Source organism: Citrobacter sp. RHBSTW-00671, from assembly GCF_014103415.1.
Lineage (GTDB): Bacteria > Pseudomonadota > Gammaproteobacteria > Enterobacterales > Enterobacteriaceae > Citrobacter.
The window spans coordinates 1,584,679-1,610,153 of the sequence record NZ_JABXPR010000001.1 but is presented as its reverse complement, the minus strand read 5'-3'; the positions used below and the strand labels follow the sequence as shown (position 1 = coordinate 1,610,153).

The window sequence follows — 25,475 nt, the reverse complement described above, 5'->3', positions numbered from 1 at the left end:
CGAATTATCGCTGCGGTAAATAGCGCAGCGGGTTTACGGATTTCCCCTTGTAACGAATTTCAAAATGCAAGCGTGTAGAACTGGTTCCGGTGCTACCCATGGTAGCTATCTTCTGCCCCGCCTTGATTTCTTGTTGTTCCCGGACCAGCATTGTATCGTTATGGGCGTAGGCACTCAGGTAATCATCGTTGTGTTTGATGATAATAAGATTACCGTAACCACGCAGCGCGTTACCGGCATACACGACGCGTCCATCTGCGGTCGCGACAATAGCCTGTCCTTTGCTGCCTGCAATGTCGATCCCTTTATTGCCACCTTCGGTAGCTGCGAAGTTTTCGATCACTTTGCCGTCAGTCGGCCAGCGCCAGGTAGAAATCGGCGAACTGGTAGAAGTTGAGCTTGCAGTCGATTCGGTTGCACTAACTGCCGGAGCCGTTACAGGCGCTGTGACGACGGTCCCAGCAGGCTTGTTGTTCGGCAACATTTTGTTAGCACTTTGTTCACCTGAATCCTCAGAATACGTAATTGTTGGTTTCGAAGCAACAGCAACGGTGGAATTTTGTGCAGGGTTGGTCACAACTCCTTGCTGTGCTGCATCCGCCTGGGTGATGGCATTACCACCGGTAATCGGTGCACCCGACGCGTTGCCCACTTGCAGAGTTTGTCCGACATTCAGGCCATACGGGGCCGGAACGTTATTGCGTTGTGCGAGGTCACGGAAATCGTTCCCGGTAATCCAGGCAATATAGAAAAGCGTATCGCCTTTCTTAACAGTATAGGTACTGCCACCCGTATAGCTACCTTTCGGAATGTTCCCATACTGACGATTGTACACAATCCGCCCGTTTTCCATCTGGACAGGCTGCTCTGCAACCGGCTGAACCTGTGTTGGCTGAGTCGCCGGGCGTTGCACCGGTTGGATCTGTGGCGTTTGTTGTACTGTCGCCGTTGATCCCATTTTTGGTGGGGGCGTGATCAGCATACCGGAGCTGGTGTTCGACGATGAGTTGCCGCCAACAGAGCTGACCGGCGCTGGTGGATTCGAGGTGTTTGAACAACCTGCCAGCCATAATGAAACCAGTGACAATGCCGCAATACGGCGAACGGTAAATTTGTGGCTTCCCGCGCTCATTTATCCCCCAGGAAAATTTGGTTAATACCCAGTGACGTAATCACCGTGCAAAGCATCGGACTGGACACTGGAAAACGTGACCACGATACGCTTACTAATTCCAGAATATCCAGGAAAACTCCAGGTATTCAGCAGCGTTAGCTACGCTAGCTCCCCTTTGACTAAGGGAACAAAGCGTACGGCCTCCACGGTGTCGATAATAAATTCGCCTCCCCGACGACGAACCCGTTTCAAAAACTGGTGCTCATCGCCCACGGGCAAGACGAGAATGCCGCCTTCATCCAACTGCATCATCAATGCCGTTGGGATCTCAGGCGGTGCAGCCGTCACAATGATAGCGTCAAACGGCGCTCGAGCCTGCCAACCTTGCCATCCATCACCATGACGGGTCGAAACATTATGTAAATCAAGCTGCTTCAGGCGACGACGCGCCTGCCATTGCAAACCTTTAATGCGCTCAACAGAGCACACGTGATGCACCAGATGCGCCAGGATCGCCGTCTGGTAGCCAGAGCCGGTACCAATTTCCAGTACCCGCGATTGCGGCGTTAGCTCCAGCAGCTCGGTCATACGAGCCACCATATAGGGCTGTGAGATGGTCTGCCCCTGGCCAATCGGCAGGGCGATATTATCCCAGGCCTTATGTTCAAACGCCTCATCAACGAACTTTTCACGCGGCACGGCGGCGAGCGCATCCAGGACATGCTCATCTCTGATGCCCTGCGCACGTAATTGTTCAAGGAGAGTGTGTACGCGTCTGCTTACCATTGCGTGTCGACTCCCACGCTGTCTAACCAGTCAGAAACAACCTCATGCGCACCGTATGCGGTTAAATCAACATGCAGTGGCGTGATTGAAACATAACCTTCATCAACGGCAGCAAAATCCGTATCCGGACCGGCATCGCACTTTTCGCCCGGCGGCCCGATCCAATACAGCGTATTACCACGCGGGTCCTGCTGTGGGATCACCTGATCTGCCGGATGACGGCTGCCGCAGCGGGTGACCCGCATACCTTTGATCTGATCCAGGGGTAAATCTGGAACGTTGATATTCAAAATGCGACCGGTGCGCAGCGGTTCGCGGCTCAACGCACGTAAAATCCGGCAGGTTATCGCTGCAGCGGTATCGTAGTGTTTATGCCCATCGAGTGAGACCGCCAGCGCAGGGAATCCGAGATGACGACCTTCCATTGCTGCCGCCACGGTACCGGAGTAGATGACATCATCTCCCAGGTTTGGACCCGCATTAATCCCGGAAACGACAATGTCCGGACGCGGACGCATTAACGCGTTCACGCCCAGGTAGACGCAATCGGTGGGCGTCCCCATTTGCACGGCGATATCGCCATTATCAAAGGTGAAAGTGCGAAGCGAGGATTCCAGCGTCAGCGAGTTAGACGCGCCACTGCGGTTACGATCCGGGGCAACCACCTGTACGTCAGCAAACTCACGCAGCGCTTTCGCCAGCGTTTGTATACCGGGCGCGTGGACCCCATCATCGTTACTCAGCAATATACGCATAATCACCCATTGTGTTAATAAGTTCCCTTACAACACTGGTGGCGAAGCTACCTGCCGGTAGCCAGAAGCGCAACTCAACGGTTACGTCATCCCACCAGTTCCAGCTTAATTGTTGTGGATACAGCAACATAGCGCGGCGCGATGCCTCAACTTTCTCGCGCAATAACAGAGACTGTAGTGCGGTTTCATCAGCAATAGCCGCCTCTTCAAACGCCAGAGCATCGCGCTGAGTTCCCCACTCACCGCTGCCCGGTAGTGCCGCTGTTACCATCAATTCTTTTTCATCAACACGACGCTGTAATTCGGTCTGTTCTTCCCGTGTGGCAACAAACCAGCTTCCGCGTCCCGACAATTGTAGCGCATCGCCGTCAACAACTTGATTAAAGTCTGTTTTTTTCAAGCGTTCACTGACTATCTGATTAAACAACGCGCTACGGGCTGCCGACAACCAAAAACTGCGTTTATTGCGATCGCGCACCGGCGCATCGCTTTGTGCCCAGCGCAGCGCACCTTGCAGGTTGCTGCCGCCGATACCAAAACGTTGGGCGCCGAAATAGTTCGGGACGCCGCGCTCGCTAATCGCCTGTAAACGCGCTTCAACATCATCACGCTCGCTCACTTCACGCAACACCAGCGTAAACGCGTTGCCTTTTAGTGCGCCTAAACGCAGCTTACGCTTGTGGCGGGCGTACTCCAGCACTTTACAGCCTTCAAGCTCAAATTTGCTTAAATCGGGCATTGCATTGCCCGGCACGCGCGCGCACAGCCACTGCTCGGTGACAGCATGCTTATCTTTTTGCCCGGCAAAGCTCACTTCACGGGCATGGATTTTAAGGAATTTAGCCAGCGCGTCAGCCACAAAACGGGTGTTACAACCGTTTTTCAGAATACGCACCAGAACGTGCTCGCCTTCGCCATCCGGTTCGAAGCCTAAATCTTCGACGACGACAAAGTCTTCCGGATTCGCTTTCAGAACGCCATGGCCCAGTGGTTTGCCATGGAGATACGTCAAATCTTCAAACGCTGTCATTTCGTTGCCTTAATGAGTAACGCCACCGCTTCACAGGCAATCCCTTCCCCACGCCCGGTGAAACCGAGTTTTTCCGTGGTGGTCGCTTTCACGTTAACATCATCCATATGGCAGCCGAGATCTTCGGCAATAAACACCCGCATTTGTGGAATGTGCGGCAGCATCTTCGGCGCCTGAGCAATAATAGTGACATCCACATTACCAAGCGTATAGCCTTTAGCCTGAATACGCCGCCAGGCCTCACGCAATAATTCACGGCTATCTGCACCTTTAAAGGCCGGGTCGGTATCCGGGAAGAGTTTACCAATATCGCCCAACGCCGCCGCACCCAGCAGGGCATCGGTTAGCGCATGTAATGCCACATCGCCATCAGAATGCGCCAGCAATCCTTTTTCATACGGGATGCGCACACCACCAATGATAATTGGGCCAACACCGCCAAAGGCGTGTACGTCAAAACCGTGTCCAATTCGCATTATGCATTCTCCTGATAGACACATCATCCTTCAAGCCGCCTTTGTATTGGCCGCCTCGGTACATCATGAATGATGCTGTGTAGGGGTTGTTCGGGTCAGATAAAATTCCGCCAGTGCCAGATCTTCCGGACGGGTGACTTTAATGTTGTCAGCGCGTCCTTCAACCAGCAGCGGATGAAAGCCGCAATATTCCAGCGCCGAGGCCTCATCCGTAATGGTTGCGCCTTCGTTTAGCGCTCGGGTCAGGCAATCGTGTAACAGCTCGCGTGGGAAATACTGCGGTGTCAACGCATGCCATAAATTGGTGCGTTCGACCGTATGAGCAATCTCGGTCTTACCAGGCTCCGCACGTTTCATGGTGTCGCGTACGGGAGCCGCCAGAATACCGCCGATACGGCTGGTTTCACTTATTGCCAGTAAGCGGGCTAAATCATCCTGATGCAGACATGGCCGCGCGGCATCATGCACCAGTACCCACTGAGCGTCCCCAGCGGCTCGCAAACCGGCAAGAACAGAATCGGCACGCTCATCGCCGCCATCCACTACGGTAATTTGCGGATGTGCAGCAAGTGGAAGTTGGGCAAAGCGGCTGTCGCCTGGGCTGATAGCGATGACGACACGCGTCACCCGGGGATGCGCCAGTAGCGCATCAACCGAGTGTTCAAGAATGGTTTTATTGCCAATTGAGAGGTACTGCTTAGGACACTCTGTTTGCATTCGGCGGCCAAATCCGGCAGCCGGCACCACGGCGCAAACGTCCAATAAAGTGGCTGCCATGTTAAATCCTTGGCTGGTTTATCGATTGTTTTGCCCTGCGGTCTGTGCGCGCTTAGACGCGTCAGGGACCAGGCGATAAAACGTTTCGCCCGGCTTCGTCATGCTGAGTTCGTTGCGTGCACGTTCCTCGATAGCTTCCTGGCCGCCATTGAGATCGTCAATTTCAGCAAAGAGCTGATCGTTACGCGCTTTAAGTTTCGCGTTTGTAGCTTGCTGCGCAGCAACATCATCGTTGACGCGACTATAGTCATGTATGCCGTTCTTACCGAACCACAGCGAATACTGTAGCCAGACCAATAAAGCCAGCAACAGCAGCGTTAGTTTACCCATCCTGCCCCCTGAAAAACGGCATTAACATCCCATAACTTCCGTCGACGATTTTACGTCTGCGGGCGGGAATGCCGCGACAACGCGGGCAAATGTACCACATTTGCCCGTTGTTACGTATACCCCGTGTAAGGAGAACATAATCTCATTGTTGGTTACGGTTTGAATTAGAGCTGCCGGTATGCAGCACCACTCGCCATGACAAAAGGGAAGAGACCTAGCCCAGCAGCCACAGGAACAAGGCGCCAAACATCGACCCAACCACCAGCAGGGTAAACGTAACGCTTAGCAGCAACCGTCCCTGCATAAGCGAATGCAGGGCAATACCCGCCACAATGGCGACGGGCAGCAACGCGAGGAAAAAAGGCCAGGTATAAAGAAAGAAAAACAGCGTGTTAGGGCCATACATCAGACACGGGAATCCCAGCGCCAGCAACCACGCTAAAAAACCGACCACGGCCCCTGGAAGTGTCCAGGTGGTTTCGTCGTCGGCGGCGAAGGTCTCTGACTCTGTGAGAGTAATGTTATGGCTGTTACGCATATCTAATCCTGTGACCGTGACTGACCGGGCATACAAGCTCGGGTGTCTCAGGATCTGATAATATCTTCCTGCCTCAGCAGGTCTAATAATTGGGGTACCAAATTTGTTACCAATTGTTCACCATCAAGATGAATCTCTGGCGATTCAGGCGCTTCGTATACCGAGTCGATTCCGGTGAAATTGCGCAACTCCCCCGCCCGCGCTTTTTTATACAGCCCTTTTGGATCGCGTGCTTCACACGTTGCTAATGGCGTATCGACAAACACCTCTATAAAACGCCCATGACCCACACGTTCGCGAACCATCTGTCGTTCAGCACGATGAGGGGAAATAAAGGCCGTCAGTACCACCAGCCCCGCATCCACCATCAGGTTAGCCACTTCGCCAACCCGACGAATATTCTCCTTACGATCGGCATCGCTAAATCCAAGATCGCTGCACAGGCCGTGGCGCACGTTATCGCCATCCAGCAGATAGGTGCTAACCCCCTGCTTGTGCAGCGCTTCTTCCAGCGCTCCCGCTACCGTGGATTTACCGGAGCCAGAGAGTCCGGTAAACCACAGCACAACACCACGATGGCCGTGGTGTTGCTCCCGCTGTTGCGGCGTAACAGGATGGGCATGCCAGACGACGTTTTCGTCATGCAGCGCCATTATTTTCCTCCCAGCAGATCGCGCGCACCCCAGTGTGGGAAGTGACGACGCACCAGCGCATTGAGCTCCAGTTCAAACGCGCTGAACTGGGATGCCGTGGCCTGCTCCTGGACGATCGGCTCGCGTACCAGTCCTGCCCCAACGGTGACGTTGGTCAGACGGTCAATGATAATCAGGCCGCCCGTGACCGGATTATGCTGATAGGTATCCAGCACCAGCGGTTCATCAAACGTCAATCTCACCAGGCCGATACCGTTCAGCGGTAAGGCTTCGACTTCACGCTGGGTCAGGTTATTGATATCAACCTGATACTCCACGCTATCAACACGCGCACGCGTCTTCTTGCCCGCCACTTTGATGTCATAGCTCTGCCCTGGCGACAGTGCCTGCTCCGCCATCCACACCACATCAACGGCAGCGCTTTGCACCGCCGGCAGCGTTTCTAGGGCATCAAGCAGCAGGTCACCACGACTGATATCGATCTCATCTTTTAGCACAAGGGTAATGGCTTCACCTGCATGCGCTTCCTGCAAGTCGCCATCAAACGTGACAATCCGGGCGACGCTCGACTCAACGCCAGACGGCAACACTTTGACGCGTTGTCCCACCTTCACACTACCGGAGGCCAGCGTTCCGGCATAACCACGAAAATCAAGATTTGGGCGGTTCACATACTGCACCGGGAAGCGCATCGGCTGCGTATCGACTACGCGCTGGATTTCAACGGTTTCAAGCACTTCCAGCAGCGTCGGACCGCTGTACCACGGCATGCTGAAACTTTGCGACGCCACATTGTCACCTTCCAGTGCTGAAAGCGGTACAAAACGGATATCCAGGTTGCCCGGCAGCTGCTCTGCAAAGGTCAGATAATCTTCACGAATGCGGTTAAATGTCTCTTCGCTGAAATCCACCAGATCCATTTTGTTGATCGCGACGATCAGATGTTTTATTCCCAACAGCGTAGAAATAAAGCTGTGACGGCGGGTCTGATCCAACACGCCTTTACGCGCATCGATCAGCAGGATCGCCAGATCGCAGGTCGACGCGCCGGTTGCCATATTGCGGGTGTACTGCTCATGACCGGGAGTATCCGCAATGATAAATTTGCGTTTTTCGGTGGAAAAATAACGGTAGGCCACGTCAATAGTGATGCCCTGTTCGCGCTCGGCCTGCAAACCGTCAACCAGCAGCGCCAGATCGAGCTTCTCGCCCTGCGTGCCATGACGTTTACTATCGTTGTGCAGCGATGAAAGCTGATCTTCATAAATCTGACGCGTGTCGTGCAGCAGGCGGCCAATCAGGGTACTTTTCCCATCATCCACGCTACCGCAGGTTAAAAAGCGCAGCAGGCTTTTGTGTTGTTGGGCAATCATCCAGGCTTCAACGCCGCCTTCATTAGCAATTTGTTGTGCAAGTGTCGTGTTCATGGCGGCTCCTTAGAAATACCCCTGACGTTTCTTCAGCTCCATGGAGCCCGCCTGGTCGCGGTCAATCACGCGGCCCTGACGTTCACTGGTGGTTGAGACCAGCATCTCTTCGATGATTTCCGGTAGCGTCTGTGCGTTAGACTCCACTGCGCCAGTGAGCGGCCAGCAGCCGAGTGTACGGAAACGCACCATCCGTTTTTTGATAACCTCACCAGGCTGCAGATCGATTCTGTCGTCGTCAATCATCATCAACATGCCGTCGCGCTCAAGCACCGGACGCTCCGCCGCGAGGTACAGCGGCACGATGTCGATATTTTCCAGCCAGATGTACTGCCAGATATCCTGTTCCGTCCAGTTAGAGAGGGGGAATACGCGAATGCTTTCGCCTTTGTTAATCTGGCCGTTGTAGTTATGCCACAGCTCCGGGCGCTGGTTTTTCGGGTCCCAGCGGTGGAAGCGGTCGCGGAAGGAGTAAATACGCTCTTTGGCGCGCGATTTCTCTTCATCACGGCGGGCGCCGCCGAATGCTGCGTCAAAACCGTATTTATTCAGCGCCTGCTTCAACCCCTCGGTTTTCATAATATCGGTATGCTTGGCGCTACCGTGGACAAACGGGTTGATGCCCATCGCCACCCCTTCCGGGTTTTTATGCACCAGCAGTTCGCAGCCGTAGGCTTTTGCCGTGCGGTCACGAAACTCATACATCTCGCTGAATTTCCAGCCGGTATCAACGTGCAGCAGAGGAAACGGCAGTGAACCAGGATAAAACGCTTTGCGCGCCAGATGCAGCATTACGCTGGAATCCTTGCCGATGGAATACATCATCACCGGATTCGAAAACTCGGCGGCCACCTCACGAATGATATGGATGCTTTCCGCTTCCAGTTGCCGCAGGTGGGTAAGTCGTTTTTGATCCATAACCGTTCCTATGTATTGCCGTTATTTTGCTAACGAAGTTCAGATAACCTGACTATAGGGAGGGCAAGAGAGCGAATGAAATTACGAATTGGAATGAGTAGTTCCTCAAAGGAATAACGATTTGGAAAAGCAAAGTTCAAAAAGTGCTTAAGCCGCCAGATTTCGGGCATTTAGGAGCAAATGAAATTGTTTTACCTCGATCACGGTTTCATACTAGCGGCTGAAAATTTCTGCTTGGTATTTAAGGACTCACTATGTTTTCCGCATTGCGCCACCTGACTACCGCCCTGGCGCTCGGCGCGTGCTTTATCCTTCCCGCACAGGCAACCTCTTCGAAGCCCGGAGATATGGCAAATACTCAGGCTCGATATATCGCAACATTCTTCCCTGGCCGCGTGACGGGCTCTCCGGCAGAAATGCTCTCTGCTGATTATTTGCGTCAGCAATTTCAGCAGATGGGCTATCGCAGTGATATTCGGACGTTTAATAGCCGTTATATTTATACCGCCAAAGATAACCGTAAAAACTGGCATAACGTGACGGGCAGCACCGTCATTGCAGCGCATGAAGGCAAAGCGCCGCAGCAGATTATTATCATGGCGCATCTCGACACTTACGCCGCGCAGAGCGATGCCGATTCCGATGCTAATCTGGGCGGATTAACCTTGCAGGGCATCGACGATAACGCCGCAGGTTTGGGCGTCATGCTGGAGTTGGCTGACAAACTCAAAAATGTGCCAACACAGTACGGCATTCGGTTTATCGCCACCAGCGGCGAGGAAGAAGGCAAACTGGGTGCAGAAAATATCCTCAAGCGCATGAGTGCGGCAGAGAAAAAAAATACGCTGCTGGTTATCAACCTCGATAACCTGATCGTCGGGGATAAGCTCTACTTCAATAGTGGGAAAAGAACCCCGGAAGCCGTACGAAAACTGACGCGCGACCGGGCGCTGGCAATTGCACGCAGTCGCGGTATTGCCGCCAGTACCAACCCGGGACTGAACAAAGACTATCCGAAAGGAACCGGATGTTGTAACGATGCCGAGGTCTTCGACAACGCGGGGATCGCCGTGCTCTCGGTAGAAGCAACCAACTGGAGCCTGGGTAAAAAAGACGGTTATCAGCAACGCGCCAAAACGGCCTCTTTCCCCGCCGGTAACAGCTGGCACGACGTGCGTCTGGACAACCAGCAACATATCGATAAAGCACTTCCAGGGCGGATTGAACATCGCAGCCGCGACGTCGTACGCATCATGCTGCCGCTGGTGAAAGAACTGGCAAAAGCGGGTAAATCCTGAAGAAGTGGTCCGGTAGGATGTAAATCTTACCGGACCACTTTCCTGTTATCCTTCGTGCAGCCCACATTCGCGTTTCAGCCCGAAGAAGCGCGTCTCTTCTTCTGCCATGCCTGGCTCCCATTTACGCGTCGTGTGGGTATCACCCACTGACAGGTAGCCTTGATCCCACAGCGGATGATATTTCAGACCGTGTTTTTGCAGATACTGGTATACCGTACGGTTGTCCCAGTCGATAATCGGCAGCACTTTAAATACGCCGCGCTGAATAGCCAATACCGGTAAATGTGCACGGCTACCGGACTGCTCGCGGCGCAGACCCGCAAACCAGGTTTGTGCGTTCAGCTCCTGCAGCGCCCGGTTCATGGGTTCAACTTTGTTGATGTCATTGTATTTCTCAATACCTTCAACACCCTGTTCCCACAACTTGCCGTAGCGCGCTTCCTGCCAGGCCGCGCTCTCTTTCGCCCGGTAGACCTGCAGGTTGAGTTTGAGTTTGTCCGTTAACGCATCGATAAACTGGTAGGTTTCCGGGAATAAATAGCCAGTATCGGTGAGGATCACCGGGATATCCGGGCGAATCTGGTTCACCAGATGCAGGCTGACCGCCGCCTGAATACCAAAACTTGATGAAAGGACATATTCGCCGGGCAGATTTTCCAGCGCCCACGCCACGCGTTCTTCCGCGCTCAGCTTTTCCAGTTGGCTGTTGGTTTCTGCCAGTGCCAGCACGCGTTCCACTTTTGGCAGTTCATTCAGCGCGTTTAGATCGAGTCTGGACATAAGTTCCTCGCTGTATGCCTTGCCTGATGGCGCTTCGCTTATCAGGCCTACGTAGACTGTAGGCCGGATAAGGCATTTATGCCGCCATCCGGCAATGCGGGTTATTCCCAGAAATCACGTGCTGGATCGAGCACCGGGCGAATGATGCCCGCACGCACCGTAAAGTCGCCGAAGCCTTCACCCGCTTCGCGCTCTTTCACCCAGCGCCCAACCAGTTCGTCTACGGAAGCGAGAATCTCAGTTTCCGTAATGTTTTCGCGATACATACGCGGGATGCGCGTCCCCATGCGGTTACCGCCCAGATGCAGGTTATAGCGCCCCGGCGCTTTACCCACCAGCCCCAGTTCGGCCAGCATCGCACGACCACAGCCGTTCGGGCAGCCGGTCACGCGCATCACAATGTGCTCTTCAGGAATGCCGTGTTTTTCCAGAATATCTTCCACTTTGTCAGTGAACGACGGCAGGAAACGCTCGGCTTCCGCCATCGCCAACGGACAGGTCGGGAACGAGACGCAGGCCATCGAGTTTTCACGCTGCGGAGTTACCGCGTTCATTAAGCCACTCTTCTGCGCAATCTTTTCGATCTTCGCCTTATCACTCTCCGGAACACCGGCAATGATCAGGTTCTGGTTGGCCGTGATACGGAACTCGCCTTTGTGGATCTTCGCGATCTCCAGCAAGCCGGTTTTCAGCGGGCGCCCCGGATAATCCAGAATACGGCCGTTTTCAATAAACAGCGTCAGGTGCCATTTATTGTCGATCCCCTTCACCCAACCAATTCGGTCGCCACGACCGGTAAACTCGTAAGGGCGGATCGGCTCGAATTTGATCCCAGCACGACGTTCAACTTCCTCTTTAAACGTCTCGACACCTACCCGCTCCAGCGTGTATTTGGTTTTGGCGTTTTTACGATCGGTACGGTTGCCCCAATCACGCTGCGTGGTCACCACCGCTTCTGCCACCGCTAAGGTGTGTTCCAGCGACAGATAACCAAACTCACTTGCGGTGCGTGCGTAGGTTTTCTTGTTACCGTGTTCAATAGACAGTCCACCGCCAACCAGCAGGTTAAAGCCCACCAGCTTGCCGTTTTCGGCAATCGCCACGAAGTTCATATCGTTAGCGTGCAGATCGATGTCGTTCTGCGGCGGGATCACCACCGTCGTTTTAAACTTACGCGGCAGATAGGTCTGGCCGAGGATCGGCTCTTCATCCGTCGTCGCGACTTTTTCCTGATCCAGCCAGATCTCCGCATAAGCGCGAGTACGGGGCAGCAAGTGTTCGGAGATCTTTTTCGCCCACTCGTACGCTTCAGCATGCAGCTCAGATTCATACGGGTTGGAAGTACACAGCACGTTACGGTTCATATCGTTGGCGGTCGCCAGCGCGTCCAGCCCGACGGAGTGCAGCATCTGGTGCACCGGTTTAACGTTCTTCTTCAGAATACCGTGAAACTGAAACGTCTGGCGGTTGGTCAGGCGGATGCTGCCGTAAATCGTGTTGTCATGGGCGAACTTATCGATCGCCTGCCACTGTTTGGTGGTGATCACCCCACCCGGCAGACGGCAGCGCAGCAGCATCGCGTGGCGCGGCTCCAGCTTCTGTTCGGCACGTTCGGCGCGAATATCGCGGTCATCCTGCTGATACATACCGTGAAAACGGATCAGCAGAAAGTTATCACCTTTGAATCCGCCGGTGAGGCCGTCATTTAAATCTTCGGCAATGGTGCCGCGCAGATAATTGCTTTCCAGCTTCATACGTTCAGCGTCGGACAGCTTACCTTCGACCACCAGTGGTCCTGGATGTTTTTCGCTCATTAGTAGACATCTCGCTGATAACGGCGCTCAACGCGCAGCTCACTTAAAAATTCATCCGCCGCTTCGATATCCATAGCACCGAATTCGGCAATCACTTCCAGCAAAGCCTGCTCAACGTCTTTCGCCATGCGATTGGCGTCGCCGCAGACATAAATGTGCGCACCGTCATTAATCCAGCGCCACAGTTCTGCACCCTGTTGGCACAGTTTATCTTGTACGTAGACTTTATCTTTTTGATCACGGGACCAGGCAAGGTCGATACGGCTGAGTACGCCTTCTTTGACGTAGCGCTGCCATTCCACCTGATACAGGAAATCTTCGGTAAAGTGTGGGTTGCCAAAGAACAGCCAGTTTTTCCCTTCGGCACCGTCTGCCGCACGTTGCTGCATAAAGGCGCGGAACGGCGCAATCCCTGTTCCAGGCCCGATCATAATGACCGGTGTTTGCGAATTTTCCGGCAGGCGGAAGTTGTCGTTATGCTCAATAAACACACGCACTTCGCCCTCTTCCTCAACGCGATCGGCAAGGAAGCCAGAAGCTCCGCCGGCACGCGCACGCCCTTCAACCTCAAAACGCACGGCACCCACGGTGATATGTACTTCGCTTTCCACTTCAGCCTGGGATGAGGCAATGGAGTACAAGCGTGGCGTCAGCGGACGCAGTAAGCCAATTAACGCGTCGGCATCGAGTTGTGCCGGGGAGAAACGCAACATATCAACGATGGGGGTGGTTGTGGCGTAATGCTGTAATTGCGCTTTATCGCCGACCAATGGCAACAGCGTTTCGCTGCGCGTCAGGGTGGCATAGTTTTCCACGATATTGGCCGTGTTGACGGTCAATTCGAAATGCCACTCCAGCGCGTCAGCGAGCGGCAGCGTTTTGCCCTCAACGGTGACCGGCTCAGTACCTTTCAGCCACAGCAGTTCCACAATTTCTTTGACCAGGGCCGGATCGTTCTGATACCAGACACCCAGTGCGTCGCCAGGCTGATAGCGCAGGCCAGAATCACCCAGATCAATTTCGATATGGCGTACATCTTTTTCAGAGTCGCGACCGGTAATTTTCTGATTCACCGCAAGTGTTGCTCTCAGCGGTGCTTCTTTGGTGTAAGGACTGGTGTGCACCTCGTTAACCGCACCGCTCGCTGCGGCCTGTACAGACGACGCAACAGGCGCACGCGCCTTTAGTACATCAACCAGACGGGCACGCCATTCTGCCGCCGCCGATTGATACTCGACATCAGCGTCAACGCGGTCCAGCAGGCGTTCACCACCCAACTCTGCCAGTTTCGCATCAAAGTCTTTACCTGACTGGCAGAAAAATTCGTAAGACGTATCGCCAAGGCCAAATACGGCGAAGGCCGTGTTTTCAAGCTTCGGCGCTTTTTTAGAGAACAAGTATTTATGCAACGCCACGGCTTCTTCCGCCGGTTCACCTTCTCCCTGAGTCGATGCCACCACGACCAGCAATTTTTCATTGGCAATTTGTTTGAATTTATAATCGCCAGCATTGATCAGGGTGACATTGAGCTTCGCAGCGATCAGATCGTCGCGTAAGGCTTCCGCCACGCGACGCGCATTACCGGTTTGCGAAGCCGAGATGAGTGTAATTCCTGGCATTTCAGCAGCAGGCGCTGCAGCATTCGTTCCCGGCTGCTGATTCAGCACGCCCCAGAAATAGCCAGACACCCACGCAAGCTGTGTGGGAGTAAGATCGGTCGTGGCCGCCTGAAGGCGTGCCAGTTGCTCCGGGTTTAGCGGGAGCAAAGCGGAAGGTGGGGCCTGTGTCGTCATGCGTTGTCATGTTCCAGTAAGCAAAGCGGATTTCAGCAATAAAACCCAAACTGAAGATAAGGTTAACGGCGGGGATAGTAACAATTAAAGAAGGGATGGAAATAACAAATAACCAAATGGACTAACCTGTTTTAGCTATAGTTATTAACAACAAAAGCGATTAAATAACTGCATGATATGTAATGAGTTAATTACAATAGATCAAATGAATATATCCATTTACTGGTCAGGGCCGTTTTAGTTAATGCGCAAAAATGTGCTTTCCGGTACCCTACGCCGGTTTTTCGCATTCTTGAGAGTAAAAAATGTCCACCACCTTGTTTAAAGATTTCACCTTCGAAGCCGCTCACCGCCTGCCGCACGTACCGGAAGGACACAAGTGTGGCCGTCTGCATGGTCACTCATTTATGGTGCGTCTTGAAATTACCGGTGAAGTCGATCCACATACCGGTTGGATCATGGATTTCGCCGAGTTAAAAGCGGCGTTCAAGCCGACGTACGACAGGCTTGATCACTACTACCTGAACGATATCCCAGGTCTTGAAAACCCAACCAGCGAAGTCTTGTCTCGCTGGATTTGGGAACAGGTAAAACCGGTTGTTCCTCTGCTGAGCGCAGTGATGGTAAAAGAGACCTGCACAGCAGGTTGCGTTTATCGCGGAGAGTGATCCCGACCTTGCCGGATGGCGACGCCTCGCGTCTGATCCCGGCCTACCTTATTAACACGCGTAGGCCGGGCAAGCGAAGCGCCCCCGGCAAAACTCATCAGGCAATATTCAGGTATTTATGCGTTTGCATCGACAAACGCCAGTTACGCGCAATACAGGTATCAATACACAAACGCGTAGCATCTTCTTTCTGACTGATTGGCTGCAGCGCAATAATGCGTGGTTTATCATCGCTTAACGTGGCCAGCAGTTCATCCAGCGCTTCAATATCGCGAACGCGACCCACCGGATGCTTGATTTCATTGGCTCGTTCCAGCGCCTGTGACAGTACGTCATAGCCGCCACGCATATTCACCTTCGGCGATACCGTCACCCAGGTATTCGGCGTACAGTGAACTTCGTGTGTCCCGCTGGTCTCAATCTGGCAGCTAAAGCCGTTTTTTTCCAGCAAGTCGGTCAGTGGCATCAGATCGTGAATGCAGGGTTCACCACCGGTGATCACCACGTGTCGGGCGGTATAGCCCTGACGCTGAATAACAGCCAGCAGATCTTCACTGCTCGCCGCGCCCCATTTATCACTCTCTTTCGTCTTGGCCAGGATGCTATATAAGGAGACTTCCCGATCCTCAAGCTTATCCCAGGTGTGTTTGGTATCGCACCAGGCACAGCCAACCGGGCATCCCTGTAAACGAATAAAAATGGCGGGGACGCCGGTAAAGTAACCCTCACCTTGCAGGGTCTGGAACATCTCGTTAATCGGGTACTGCATAGTCTTCTCTGTTTAGGGTTATGAACGCGTATTATTGCAGATTTGCACGCTCAGGTCTTGCCCCCGGCTGCGCTGTCCCCTGAGTTAAAAAATCATGAAACATGATCTCGTGTTTGCGTCTGCAATGTTCGAATCACTGTGATTTAATTTCATCGCTGTTCAGGCAGCGTTTTGATGTAACAAAATATTTTTGATAATAACCTTATAAAAATAGTATAAATATTTTAAAAGTAAAATATTTCAAGCATGTACAAACGGATACATGAAATTATGAATTTATTATCATCACACATAGTCAAATTCGATCCGCGGTATTTTTTATATTAAAATAGGCTTAAGAAACTTAAACTTACGCTAATTTTCCATTTAATCTCCGTTTAATTATCTGCGCCTAGAATCCAGTCACCCCTCCTAATGAGACTGCATTCATGAATACACTATTAATTACTGGCGCAACCGGTTTTTTGGGCGGAGCCGTTTTAGAAAACATTCTGAATCAGACAAATGGATTTAATCTGCTGCTTTTAGTTCGTGCCGATAATGATGTATCTGCACTGGAACGGATAAAGGAAAATCTGCGCAAATTCAATATTGCAGAAGAAAAGCTGGCCGCACTTAGCCCACAGAATATCCTGTTGGGTGATTTGGTAGAACCCAGAGCGTTTCTTAACGACCCGCGTCTGGACCAGGTTACTCATGTCATCAACTGCGCCGCCGTCGCCTCTTTTGGCAACAACCCGCTTATCTGGAAAGTAAATGTCGAAGGAACGCTGAAGTTCGCCCGGAAAATGGCCTGTGTCGGCAGCCTGCAGCGTTTTCTTCACGTTGGTACAGCGATGTCATGCTCCCCAGAACCCGATTCACTGGTGGCAGAAAGTGCAGAATTTCGCGAGCGTGCTGAGCATCTGGTTGAGTATACGCACTCTAAATCCACGATAGAGCGTCTGATGCAACAGGAATGCCCAACATTACCACTGGTTATCGCACGGCCTTCTATCGTTGTTGGCCATACTCATCATGGCTGCCAACCCTCCAGCAGTATTTTTTGGGTATTCAGCATGGGCCTGATGCTACAAAAATTTATGTGTTCGATGGAAGACCGTATTGACGTGATCCCGGTTGATTACTGCGCCGATGCATTGCTGATGTTACTGAGCAGTCCGCTCGCTCGCGGTGAAGTGGTGCACATTTCAGCAGGAGAAGAAAATAGCGTGAGGTTTGCAGATATTGATAGCGCGATGGCATCTGCGCTGGAACAAGCTCCCGTCGGCAATAAATACGCACAGGTCAGCTATGAAACGCTGGTCCAAATGCGCCGTGAACTGAAGAATATTTTTGGCCCCTGCAACGAACGACTGATGCTGAAAGCCATGCGTCTGTACGGCGCGTTCGCAACGCTGAACGTGCGATTCAGTAATGATAAGCTGCTCAGCATGGGGATGCCGAAGCCGCCGCGTTTTACCGATTACATTGAGCGCTGTGTGCAGACGACACGTGGGCTGACTATTCCACAGCAAATGGCGGTGGACTTTAAATAGGTTGCTACTGTGCAGGCAAAAAAATGCCAGCCCGAAGGCTGGCATTTTTAAATCAGAGAAAGAACAGGATTACGCCTGACCTTTGATCTCTTTACGACCGTTGTACGGAGCGTGTTCACCCAGAGCTTCTTCGATACGAATCAGCTGGTTGTACTTAGCAACACGGTCAGAACGGCTCATAGAACCCGTTTTGATCTGGCCTGCAGCGGTACCAACAGCCAGGTCAGCGATGGTAGCATCTTCAGTTTCGCCAGAACGGTGAGAGATGACAGCAGTGTAGCCAGCGTCTTTCGCCATTTTGATCGCAGCCAGAGTTTCGGTCAGAGAACCGATCTGGTTGAATTTGATCAGGATGGAGTTAACGATGCCTTTTTCGATGCCTTCTTTCAGGATCTTGGTGTTGGTTACGAACAGATCGTCACCAACCAGCTGGATTTTGTCGCCCAGTACTTTTGTCTGGTATGCGAAACCGTCCCAGTCAGACTCGTCCAGACCATCTTCGATGGACACGATCGGGTACTGTTTGGTCAGTTCTTCCAGGAAGTGAGTGAATTCTTCGGAGGTGAACGCTTTGTTGCCTTCGCCAGCCAGAACGTATTTACCGTCTTTGTAGAATTCAGACGCTGCACAGTCCATCGCCAGAGTGATGTCTTTGCCCAGCTCGTAGCCTGCTGCTTTAACCGCTTCAGCGATTACAGCCAGAGCTTCAGCGTTGGAACCCAGGTTCGGCGCGTAGCCACCTTCGTCACCCACTGCAGTGTTCATACCTTTAGCTTTCAGAACTTTAGCCAGGTTGTGGAACACTTCGGAACCCATACGAACGGCTTCTTTCAGGGATTTAGCGCCAACCGGCTGAATCATAAATTCCTGGATGTCGACGTTGTTGTCAGCGTGCTCACCACCGTTGATGATGTTCATCATCGGAACCGGCATGGAGTATTTGCCCGGAGTACCGTTCAGTTCAGCGATGTGTGCATACAGCGGCAGGCCTTTAGCAGCAGCTGCTGCTTTGGCGTTCGCCAGGGACACAGCCAGGATGGCGTTTGCACCGAAGTTGGATTTGTTTTCAGTACCGTCCAGATCGATCATTATCTTGTCGATGCCAGCCTGATCTTTAGCATCTTTACCCAGCAGAGCCTGAGCAATCGGGCCGTTTACAGCTGCAACAGCTTTCAGTACGCCTTTACCCATGAAACGGGATTTGTCGCCATCGCGCAGTTCCAGTGCTTCGCGGGAACCAGTAGAAGCACCTGACGGAGCTGCTGCCATACCAACGAAACCACCTTCCAGGTGTACTTCGGCTTCAACAGTCGGGTTACCACGGGAGTCGATGATTTCACGACCGATGATTTTAACGATTTTGGACATTAGGTTTTCCTCAGTACAAGTTAAACTAAAACTCCAGACAAACAATGCACCCTGATGGGTGCATTGCCGTTCTAACTTTTTACTTCTTACTTCGCCTGACGCTTCTGATGTTCACTGGCGGCTTTCACAAAGCCGGCGAACAGCGGGTGCCCATCACGTGGCGTGGAAGTAAATTCCGGGTGGAACTGACAGGCCACGAACCACGGATGATTCGGTACCTCAATGATCTCGACCAACTGATCATCACCGGAACGGCCTGCAACACGCAGACCCGCAGCTTCAATCTGTTTCAACAGCATATTGTTGACTTCGTAGCGGTGGCGATGGCGTTCAACAATTGTCGGCGTACCGTACAGTTGACGAACCAGACTCTCATCGCTCAGCTGACACTGTTGCGCACCAAGACGCATTGTGCCACCCAGATCGCTCTTCTCGGTACGGACTTCGACGTTGCCGTCTTCATCACGCCATTCAGTAATCAGGGCCACTACTGGGTACTTACAGTCTGGCACAAATTCTGTGGAGTTGGCGTTGTCCATTCCCACGACGTTACGAGCAAACTCAATCAACGCAACCTGCATACCCAGGCAAATGCCCAGATAAGGAATATTGTTTTCACGCGCAAAGCGCGCTGTCGCGATTTTCCCTTCAACACCACGGTAGCCGAAGCCGCCTGGGATTAGGATGGCATCAAGACCTTTCAGGATCTCAACACCACGCGTTTCAACATCCTGCGAATCAATCAGCTTGATGTTGACGGTGACACGATTCTTCAAGCCACCGTGCTTCAGCGCTTCGATAACTGACTTATAGGCATCCGGCAGCTCAATGTACTTGCCGACCATACCGATAGTCACTTCGCCTGCCGGATTGGCTTCTTCGTAGATAACCTGTTCCCATTCTGACAGATTAGCTTCCGGACAGTTCAAGCTGAATCGTTTACAAATATAATCGTCAAGGCCCTGAGATTTCAACAGGCCCGGAATTTTATAGATGGAATCGACATCTTTCAGAGAAATCACCGCTTTTTCCGGGACGTTACAGAACAATGCAATTTTTGCACGTTCATTAGCCGGAACTGCGCGATCGGAGCGGCAAATCAGGATATCTGGCTGAATACCGATAGAAAGCAGCTCTTTTACAGAGTGCTGAGTCGGTTTGGTTTTGACTTCACCTGCCGCCGCCATATACGGAACCAGCGTCAGATGCATAAACAGCGTGTGCTCACGGCCAATTTCTACAGCCATCTGGCGAATCGCTTCAAGGAACGGCAGAGATTCGATATCCCCAACGGTTCCGCCGATTTCGACCAGCACAACATCATGGCCTTCACCGCCTTCCAGAACGCGCTCTTTAATGGCATTCGTGATGTGCGGAATGACCTGAACGGTCGCCCCCAGATAGTCACCACGGCGTTCTTTACGCAGAACGTCGGAGTAGATACGACCGGTGGTGAAGTTGTTACGACGGCTCATTTTGGTGCGGATGAAACGCTCATAGTGACCCAGGTCCAGGTCGGTTTCAGCGCCGTCTTCGGTAACGAACACTTCCCCGTGTTGGATTGGGCTCATAGTACCTGGATCGACGTTGATGTACGGATCCAGTTTCATCATGGTTACATTGAGGCCACGGGCTTCAAGAATGGCTGCCAGGGAGGCTGCGGCAATGCCTTTTCCCAGAGAGGATACGACCCCGCCGGTCACAAAAATATAGTTCGTTGTCATGCTGGACCTGAGAAGTTAGGGTGAAACGATGGAATTACCAAGACGGGAAAGTAGTATACCCGAACATGACGAGCGCCACAAACTTTCATTATTCCCTCTCCTTCGTTCTTCAAGCCGCACCGGTGTTGGCTTCCTTCACTCACCCCAGTCACATAGCATTTCTATGTTCCGGGGATTCTTTCAGTCGCCGCCTTGTTGCGACTCGAATAACTCGAAGAGGCAGTATACAAGGTGTTTCATCAACATAACGGGAAGAGAAAATAGCCTCTTTTGGGTAAATGTTTTTGACGTAAATCAAGCGCTTGTTATTTAAAAAATCACACAAATCGCCCTTGACCGACGAAATCCCTTAGAGATCAATTTCCTGCCGTTTTACCTGTTGCCAGACTTCTTCCATAGTTTCCAGATCAACACCAGTCATTTCCAGACCGCGTTCAGCAACAATCCGTTCGACTTCACGGAAACGTCGCTCAAATTTTTCGTTCGCTTTCTGTAATGCCGTCTCTGCTTTTGTCCCTAAATGACGGGCCATATTGACCGTGGCAAACAGCAGGTCGCCCATTTCCTCCTCCAGTTTAGCCTGGTCAACGACAGCCTGCTTCGCCTCGAACATGACTTCGTCGATCTCTTCGTAAACCTTGTCGACCACCGGTCCTAACGTCTTCCAGTCAAAACCAACATTTGAGCAGCGTTTCTGGATTTTTTGAGCGCGCATCAGCGCCGGTAAACTGCGGGGAATATCGTCCAACGCGGAATGCTGTGCCTTCTCGGCGCGTTCTTCGCTTTTGATTTGCTCCCAGCGGGTTAACACCTCGATGCTATTGCTGGCGGAGACATCAGCAAAAACATGTGGATGACGGCGCTCGAGTTTATCGCTGATGGCCGCACAGATATCATTAAAATTAAAGCGCCCTTCTTCCTGCGCCATCTGTGCGTAAAACACCACCTGGAACAGTAAATCCCCCAGTTCTCCGCGTAGATCGTCGAAGTCTTCACGCGCGATGGCATCGAGCACTTCATAGGTTTCTTCGAGGGTATAGGGGGCGATGGTGGCGAAAGTCTGCTCTTTATCCCACGGACAGCCGTTTTCCGGGTCGCGCAGGCGCTGCATAATACCGAGCAGCCGGTCGATTTGATTCATGTGAAAATCCTGGAGATTAGAATAACTGTAGGCCGGACAAGGCGACAGCCGACATCCGGCAACATAGCAACGCCTGATAGCAACGCTAACGCGTTTTATCAGGCCTACAAGATCATCCGGCCTACAAAATAATTAATTACCGTGCAAGCGACGTGCGTCGATCACATCCGGCACCTGGTTCAGTTTGCCGAGCACGCGTCCGAGCACCTGCAGGTTGTAGATTTCAATGGTCATATCAATAGTAGCCAACTGTTGTTTGGTATCGCTACGGCTGGCAACCCCCAGCACGTTTACTTTCTCGTTAGCAAGAATCGTCGTGATATCACGTAATAAGCCGCTCCGATCGTTTGCCTGCACACGGACGACCAGCGAGTACCCTGCCGAGTAGCTTTCACCCCAAACCGCATCAACGATACGTTCTGGCGCATGTGAGCGCAGTTCTGTCAGTTGTTCACAATCAGCCCGGTGCACGGAAATACCGCGTCCCTGGGTGATAAACCCGACAATCTCATCGCCAGGGATAGGCTGGCAGCAGCGCGCGATATGGTGCATCAGGTTTCCAACCCCTTCGACCACCACACGACCATCGTCTTTTCGGCGAGTCTGCGGGGCCTGCGTTTTCTGCTGAAGTTGTTTCAGCGCAGCGGCATCCTGTTCAGCAGCGCTGGGTTTATTAAACTGCGCTTGCAGGAAGTTGACCATCTGGTTGAGGCGAATGTCACCGCCGCCGATCGCCGCCAGCAGCTCTTCCAGCTCATTAAAGCTGTAACGCGGAAGCAGGTGTTTTTCAGCCTCTTTCAGGCTAATACCCAGGTGCGCCAGTTCATCATCGAGGATCTGACGACCAGCCAGAATATTCTTGTCCCGGTCCTGTTTACGGAACCAGGCGTGGATCTTCGAGCGCCCCCGGCTGGTCGTCACGTAGCCAAGGTTAGGGTTCAACCAGTCGCGGCTTGGGTTTGGCTGTTTCTGGGTGATAATTTCAATTTGATCGCCCATCTGCAGCTGGTAGGTAAATGGTACGATACGCCCACCAATTTTCGCGCCAATGCAACGATGTCCCACATCGCTATGAATGTGGTAAGCAAAATCGAGCGGCGTGGAGCCCGCCGGTAAGTCCACGACATCGCCTTTTGGCGTAAAGACGTACACGCGGTCATCAAAGACCTGGCTCCGCACTTCATCCAGCATTTCACCGGAGTCCGCCATCTCTTCCTGCCAGGCGATCAGCTTACGCAGCCACGCAATGCGATCTTCATGACCAGAACGCGCAGCGCCTGAAGCGGTACCTTCTTTGTACTTCCAGTGCGCGGCAACGCCCAGCTCGGCATCTTCGTGCATCTGTTTGGTACGAATCTGGATTTCAATGGTTTTACCGCCTGGCCCCAGTACAACCGTATGGATTGACTGGTAACCGTTAGGCTTTGGATTGGCAACGTAGTCATCGAACTCATCAGGCAGATGGCGATAGTGAGTGTGCACGATCCCCAGCGCGGCATAGCAATCCTGTAAACGCTCAGCCACGATACGCACCGCGCGCACATCGAACAGTTCGTCAAAAGCCAACTGCTTCTTCTGCATTTTGCGCCAGATACTGTAAATATGCTTCGGACGCCCGTACACCTCGGCTTTTACACCTTCGGTTTTCATCTCTGAACGCAGATGCCCCACAAACTCGTCGATATAGTGTTCTCTGTCGATACGACGTTCATGCAGCAGTTTAGCAATGCGTTTGTATTCGGCTGGGTGCAGGTAGCGGAAGCAGTAATCTTCCAACTCCCATTTTAATTGCCCGATGCCTAATCGGTTAGCCAGCGGGGCATAGATATTGGTGCACTCTTTTGCCGCCAGCACGCGTTCATCTTCCGGCGCGTCTTTCACTTCTCGCAGATGAGCAATACGTTCCGCCAGCTTGATGACCACACAGCGGAAGTCGTCGACCATTGCCAGCAGCATGCGACGAACGTTATCAACCTGCTCGGAAGAGACGGAGTCGGTATGCGTGGCTTTTAGCTGGCGTATTGCCGCCATATCACGCACACCATGGATAAGGTTAACGATTGACGAGCCTACGCTCTCGCGCAGGATGTCTTCACTCACCACATTGGCATCTGCCAGAGGGAACAGCATCGCCGCTCGCAGCGTGTCGATATCCATACTCAGCATGGAGAGTATTTCCACCATTTCGACGCCACGCCACAGCAGCAGATCCGCATCCGGATGCCCCTGTGTCTGCTGCAGGCAATACGCCCAGGTTTCGGCTAAGCGTTCACACGACTGCTGGCTGGAGATCCCCAGACTCGCGATCCATTTCTTGGGATCAAACTCACCAGCTTTATTTATATGTGCACTTCTTACCGCAACCATCGTCCTCTCCTTAAGGGGCCTGGCCTGTCGAAGTCGACAAGCCGTACCCATTGTCTTTCACGCTGCGTGACAACCCGAAATCCAATGGGTATAAAATTCATTACAAACGCTCAAACAGGACCATCGATTCCAGATGTCCAGTGTGCGGGAACATATCGAGCATCGCCAGTCGCCGAACGGTATATCCAGCATTGAGTAACGCTTCGCTGTCACGAGCCAGCGTAGCAGGATTACAGGATACATAAACAACGCGGCCAGGGTTTAATTTTATAATATGTTGCATCACACCGGCAGCCCCCGCACGCGCAGGATCGAGCAATACTTTGTCAAATCCGTTTTTTGCCCATGGTTGTTTGGTGACATCTTCTTCAAGGTTTTCATGAAAGAATGTCACATTGTGTAGTCCGTTATTCCGCGCATTTTCCCAGCCTTTTTCCACCAGCGCAGGGACACCTTCAACACCCACAACGCTCGCTGCTCGTACGGCCAACGGCAACGTAAAGTTCCCCATACCACAGAACAAATCGAGCACTCGGTCCTCTGGCTGCACATCCAGCCATTCCAGCGCACAGGAAACCATTTTCTGGTTTACCCCTTCATTGACCTGGATAAAATCACGCGGGCTGAAGGTTAAACGTAGTCCATTTGAATCATACCAGGGCGATTCTTCTGAATTTGATTCCAGTATCTCGCTTTGCGGAGCCAGAAACAAAGACAGTCCCTGAGAATGCGAAAAGCGTTCCAGTTTTTCTTTATCCGCAGTATTCAGTGGCGCAGTGTGGCGCAAAATCATCAGGGTTCCACTTCCAGCCTGCACCAATTCGACATGCCCCAAGTGACGCAGCCCCTGCAGACTCTGCAGGCATGCCCGAATTTCAGGCAGCAGCGCCTCAAGTTGGGGCACTAAAATAGGGCATTGCTGCACATCGATAATGTCGCTGGAGCCGGACTTGCGAAATCCCATCTGCAATTGCTGCTCTTTCGCGCGATAGTTCAGACTTAAACGCGCGCGGCGTCGATAACCCCACGGGGTATCGGCGATAACTTCCGTCACCTCACATTTCATTAAACGCGATAACGCCGCACTTTTGCTACGCTGCTGCAACGAGATGCTGGCGTGCTGCTGTTGACAGCCACCACAGACCCCAAAATGTGGACAACGTGGCACTTCACGTTCCGAACTGTCGTTTAAACGACGTTTGACTTGCGCACGGGCAAACTGTTTTTTATCTTCAGTAATCACCACTTCTGCGCTTTCCTGAGGCAGCAATTCCGGTATAAACAGGGCTTTCCCATTATGACGAGCAACGCCCTGACCAAAAGAATCAAGGTCATTGACGGTAACGGTTATGATCTGACGCGTCGTCACGCGTCGTTTTGCAGAGTAGAATTGCGCCATCGACGAGAATTT

23 protein-coding genes are annotated in these 25,475 nt (G+C 52.5%); 3 read left to right on the top strand and 20 right to left on the bottom strand.

What is annotated here, in order from left to right; genetic code table 11:
- Window positions 1–4 precede the first annotated feature (4 nt).
- From nlpD to cysD, 11 genes are all read right to left on the bottom strand, one after another.
- Window positions 5–1,087: a murein hydrolase activator NlpD gene (gene nlpD, locus HV261_RS07675; RefSeq protein ID WP_249357549.1), complete on the bottom strand. Its 1,083-nt coding sequence runs from the start codon at window positions 1,085–1,087 to the stop codon at window positions 5–7.
- Window positions 1,088–1,273: 186 nt separating this feature from the next.
- On the bottom strand, window positions 1,274–1,900 hold the full coding sequence (locus tag HV261_RS07670) for a protein-L-isoaspartate(D-aspartate) O-methyltransferase (RefSeq protein WP_061068474.1): 627 nt from the start codon (window positions 1,898–1,900) through the stop codon (window positions 1,274–1,276).
- Complete coding sequence (surE, locus tag HV261_RS07665) at window positions 1,894–2,655, bottom strand: 5'/3'-nucleotidase SurE (protein ID WP_202037906.1); 762 nt, start codon at window positions 2,653–2,655, stop codon at window positions 1,894–1,896. Before surE ends, HV261_RS07670 begins: the two co-directional genes overlap by 7 nt.
- Window positions 2,636–3,685, bottom strand: coding sequence for a tRNA pseudouridine(13) synthase TruD (truD, locus tag HV261_RS07660; RefSeq protein WP_202037905.1), 1,050 nt, complete (start codon window positions 3,683–3,685; stop codon window positions 2,636–2,638). Before truD ends, surE begins: the two co-directional genes overlap by 20 nt.
- Entirely contained in the window at window positions 3,682–4,161 is a 480-nt protein-coding gene (gene ispF / locus HV261_RS07655; RefSeq protein WP_003034167.1) for a 2-C-methyl-D-erythritol 2,4-cyclodiphosphate synthase, read from the bottom strand. Before ispF ends, truD begins: the two co-directional genes overlap by 4 nt.
- 63 nt (window positions 4,162–4,224) lie before the next feature.
- The gene (gene ispD / locus HV261_RS07650) at window positions 4,225–4,938 is read right to left on the bottom strand and encodes a 2-C-methyl-D-erythritol 4-phosphate cytidylyltransferase (RefSeq protein WP_202037904.1); all 714 of its coding nucleotides are present in this window, start codon (window positions 4,936–4,938) and stop codon (window positions 4,225–4,227) included.
- 18 nt (window positions 4,939–4,956) lie between these two features.
- Window positions 4,957–5,268, bottom strand: a complete 312-nt coding sequence (gene ftsB, locus HV261_RS07645) for a cell division protein FtsB (protein ID WP_003034163.1) — start codon at window positions 5,266–5,268, stop codon at window positions 4,957–4,959.
- 214 nt (window positions 5,269–5,482) lie between these two features.
- The gene (locus HV261_RS07640) at window positions 5,483–5,806 is read right to left on the bottom strand and encodes a DUF3561 family protein (RefSeq protein WP_137382752.1); all 324 of its coding nucleotides are present in this window, start codon (window positions 5,804–5,806) and stop codon (window positions 5,483–5,485) included.
- A 47-nt stretch (window positions 5,807–5,853) separates the two neighbouring features.
- The gene (gene cysC / locus HV261_RS07635; protein ID WP_202037903.1) at window positions 5,854–6,459 is read right to left on the bottom strand and encodes an adenylyl-sulfate kinase; all 606 of its coding nucleotides are present in this window, start codon (window positions 6,457–6,459) and stop codon (window positions 5,854–5,856) included.
- A complete protein-coding gene (gene cysN / locus HV261_RS07630; RefSeq protein ID WP_202037902.1) occupies window positions 6,459–7,886 on the bottom strand; it encodes a sulfate adenylyltransferase subunit CysN in 1,428 nt (475 codons plus the stop codon). Before cysN ends, cysC begins: the two co-directional genes overlap by 1 nt.
- A gap of 9 nt (window positions 7,887–7,895) precedes the next feature.
- On the bottom strand, window positions 7,896–8,804 hold the full coding sequence (gene cysD, locus HV261_RS07625) for a sulfate adenylyltransferase subunit CysD (RefSeq protein WP_137382749.1): 909 nt from the start codon (window positions 8,802–8,804) through the stop codon (window positions 7,896–7,898).
- A 254-nt stretch (window positions 8,805–9,058) separates the two neighbouring features.
- On the opposite strand from cysD, the gene HV261_RS07620 reads away from it, so the two are divergent.
- The gene (locus HV261_RS07620; protein WP_202037901.1) at window positions 9,059–10,102 is read left to right on the top strand and encodes an aminopeptidase; all 1,044 of its coding nucleotides are present in this window, start codon (window positions 9,059–9,061) and stop codon (window positions 10,100–10,102) included.
- A 45-nt stretch (window positions 10,103–10,147) separates the two neighbouring features.
- On the opposite strand, the gene cysH is transcribed toward HV261_RS07620, so the two are convergent.
- From cysH to cysJ, 3 genes are all read right to left on the bottom strand, one after another.
- A complete protein-coding gene (gene cysH, locus HV261_RS07615; protein ID WP_202037900.1) occupies window positions 10,148–10,882 on the bottom strand; it encodes a phosphoadenosine phosphosulfate reductase in 735 nt (244 codons plus the stop codon).
- 101 nt (window positions 10,883–10,983) lie between these two features.
- The gene (cysI, locus tag HV261_RS07610; protein ID WP_202037899.1) at window positions 10,984–12,696 is read right to left on the bottom strand and encodes an assimilatory sulfite reductase (NADPH) hemoprotein subunit; all 1,713 of its coding nucleotides are present in this window, start codon (window positions 12,694–12,696) and stop codon (window positions 10,984–10,986) included.
- Entirely contained in the window at window positions 12,696–14,489 is a 1,794-nt protein-coding gene (gene cysJ / locus HV261_RS07605; RefSeq protein ID WP_202037898.1) for an NADPH-dependent assimilatory sulfite reductase flavoprotein subunit, read from the bottom strand. Before cysJ ends, cysI begins: the two co-directional genes overlap by 1 nt.
- Window positions 14,490–14,794: 305 nt before the next feature.
- Here cysJ and queD point away from each other — a divergent pair, with 305 nt between their 5' ends.
- Window positions 14,795–15,157 (top strand): 6-carboxytetrahydropterin synthase QueD, encoded by a 363-nt coding sequence (queD, locus tag HV261_RS07600; RefSeq protein ID WP_041686189.1) that lies wholly within the window; start codon window positions 14,795–14,797, stop codon window positions 15,155–15,157.
- 97 nt (window positions 15,158–15,254) lie between these two features.
- On the opposite strand, the gene queE is transcribed toward queD, so the two are convergent.
- Window positions 15,255–15,926 (bottom strand): 7-carboxy-7-deazaguanine synthase QueE, encoded by a 672-nt coding sequence (queE, locus tag HV261_RS07595; protein WP_202037897.1) that lies wholly within the window; start codon window positions 15,924–15,926, stop codon window positions 15,255–15,257.
- Between the two features lie 428 nt (window positions 15,927–16,354).
- Here queE and HV261_RS07590 point away from each other — a divergent pair, with 428 nt between their 5' ends.
- The gene (locus HV261_RS07590) at window positions 16,355–17,464 is read left to right on the top strand and encodes an SDR family oxidoreductase (protein WP_202037896.1); all 1,110 of its coding nucleotides are present in this window, start codon (window positions 16,355–16,357) and stop codon (window positions 17,462–17,464) included.
- 69 nt (window positions 17,465–17,533) lie between these two features.
- Here the strand turns inward: HV261_RS07590 and eno are convergent, their stop codons facing one another.
- The 5 genes from eno to rlmD form a co-directional block, all read right to left on the bottom strand.
- Window positions 17,534–18,832: a phosphopyruvate hydratase gene (gene eno / locus HV261_RS07585; protein WP_202037895.1), complete on the bottom strand. Its 1,299-nt coding sequence runs from the start codon at window positions 18,830–18,832 to the stop codon at window positions 17,534–17,536.
- A gap of 86 nt (window positions 18,833–18,918) precedes the next feature.
- Window positions 18,919–20,556 (bottom strand): glutamine hydrolyzing CTP synthase, encoded by a 1,638-nt coding sequence (pyrG, locus tag HV261_RS07580; RefSeq protein ID WP_005130912.1) that lies wholly within the window; start codon window positions 20,554–20,556, stop codon window positions 18,919–18,921.
- Window positions 20,557–20,905: 349 nt separating this feature from the next.
- Window positions 20,906–21,697, bottom strand: a complete 792-nt coding sequence (gene mazG, locus HV261_RS07575) for a nucleoside triphosphate pyrophosphohydrolase (protein ID WP_202037894.1) — start codon at window positions 21,695–21,697, stop codon at window positions 20,906–20,908.
- A 132-nt stretch (window positions 21,698–21,829) separates the two neighbouring features.
- Window positions 21,830–24,064, bottom strand: a complete 2,235-nt coding sequence (relA, locus tag HV261_RS07570; protein WP_202037893.1) for a GTP diphosphokinase — start codon at window positions 24,062–24,064, stop codon at window positions 21,830–21,832.
- A gap of 100 nt (window positions 24,065–24,164) precedes the next feature.
- Entirely contained in the window at window positions 24,165–25,463 is a 1,299-nt protein-coding gene (gene rlmD / locus HV261_RS07565) for a 23S rRNA (uracil(1939)-C(5))-methyltransferase RlmD (protein WP_202037892.1), read from the bottom strand.
- Between the last annotated feature and the right edge of the window lie 12 nt (window positions 25,464–25,475).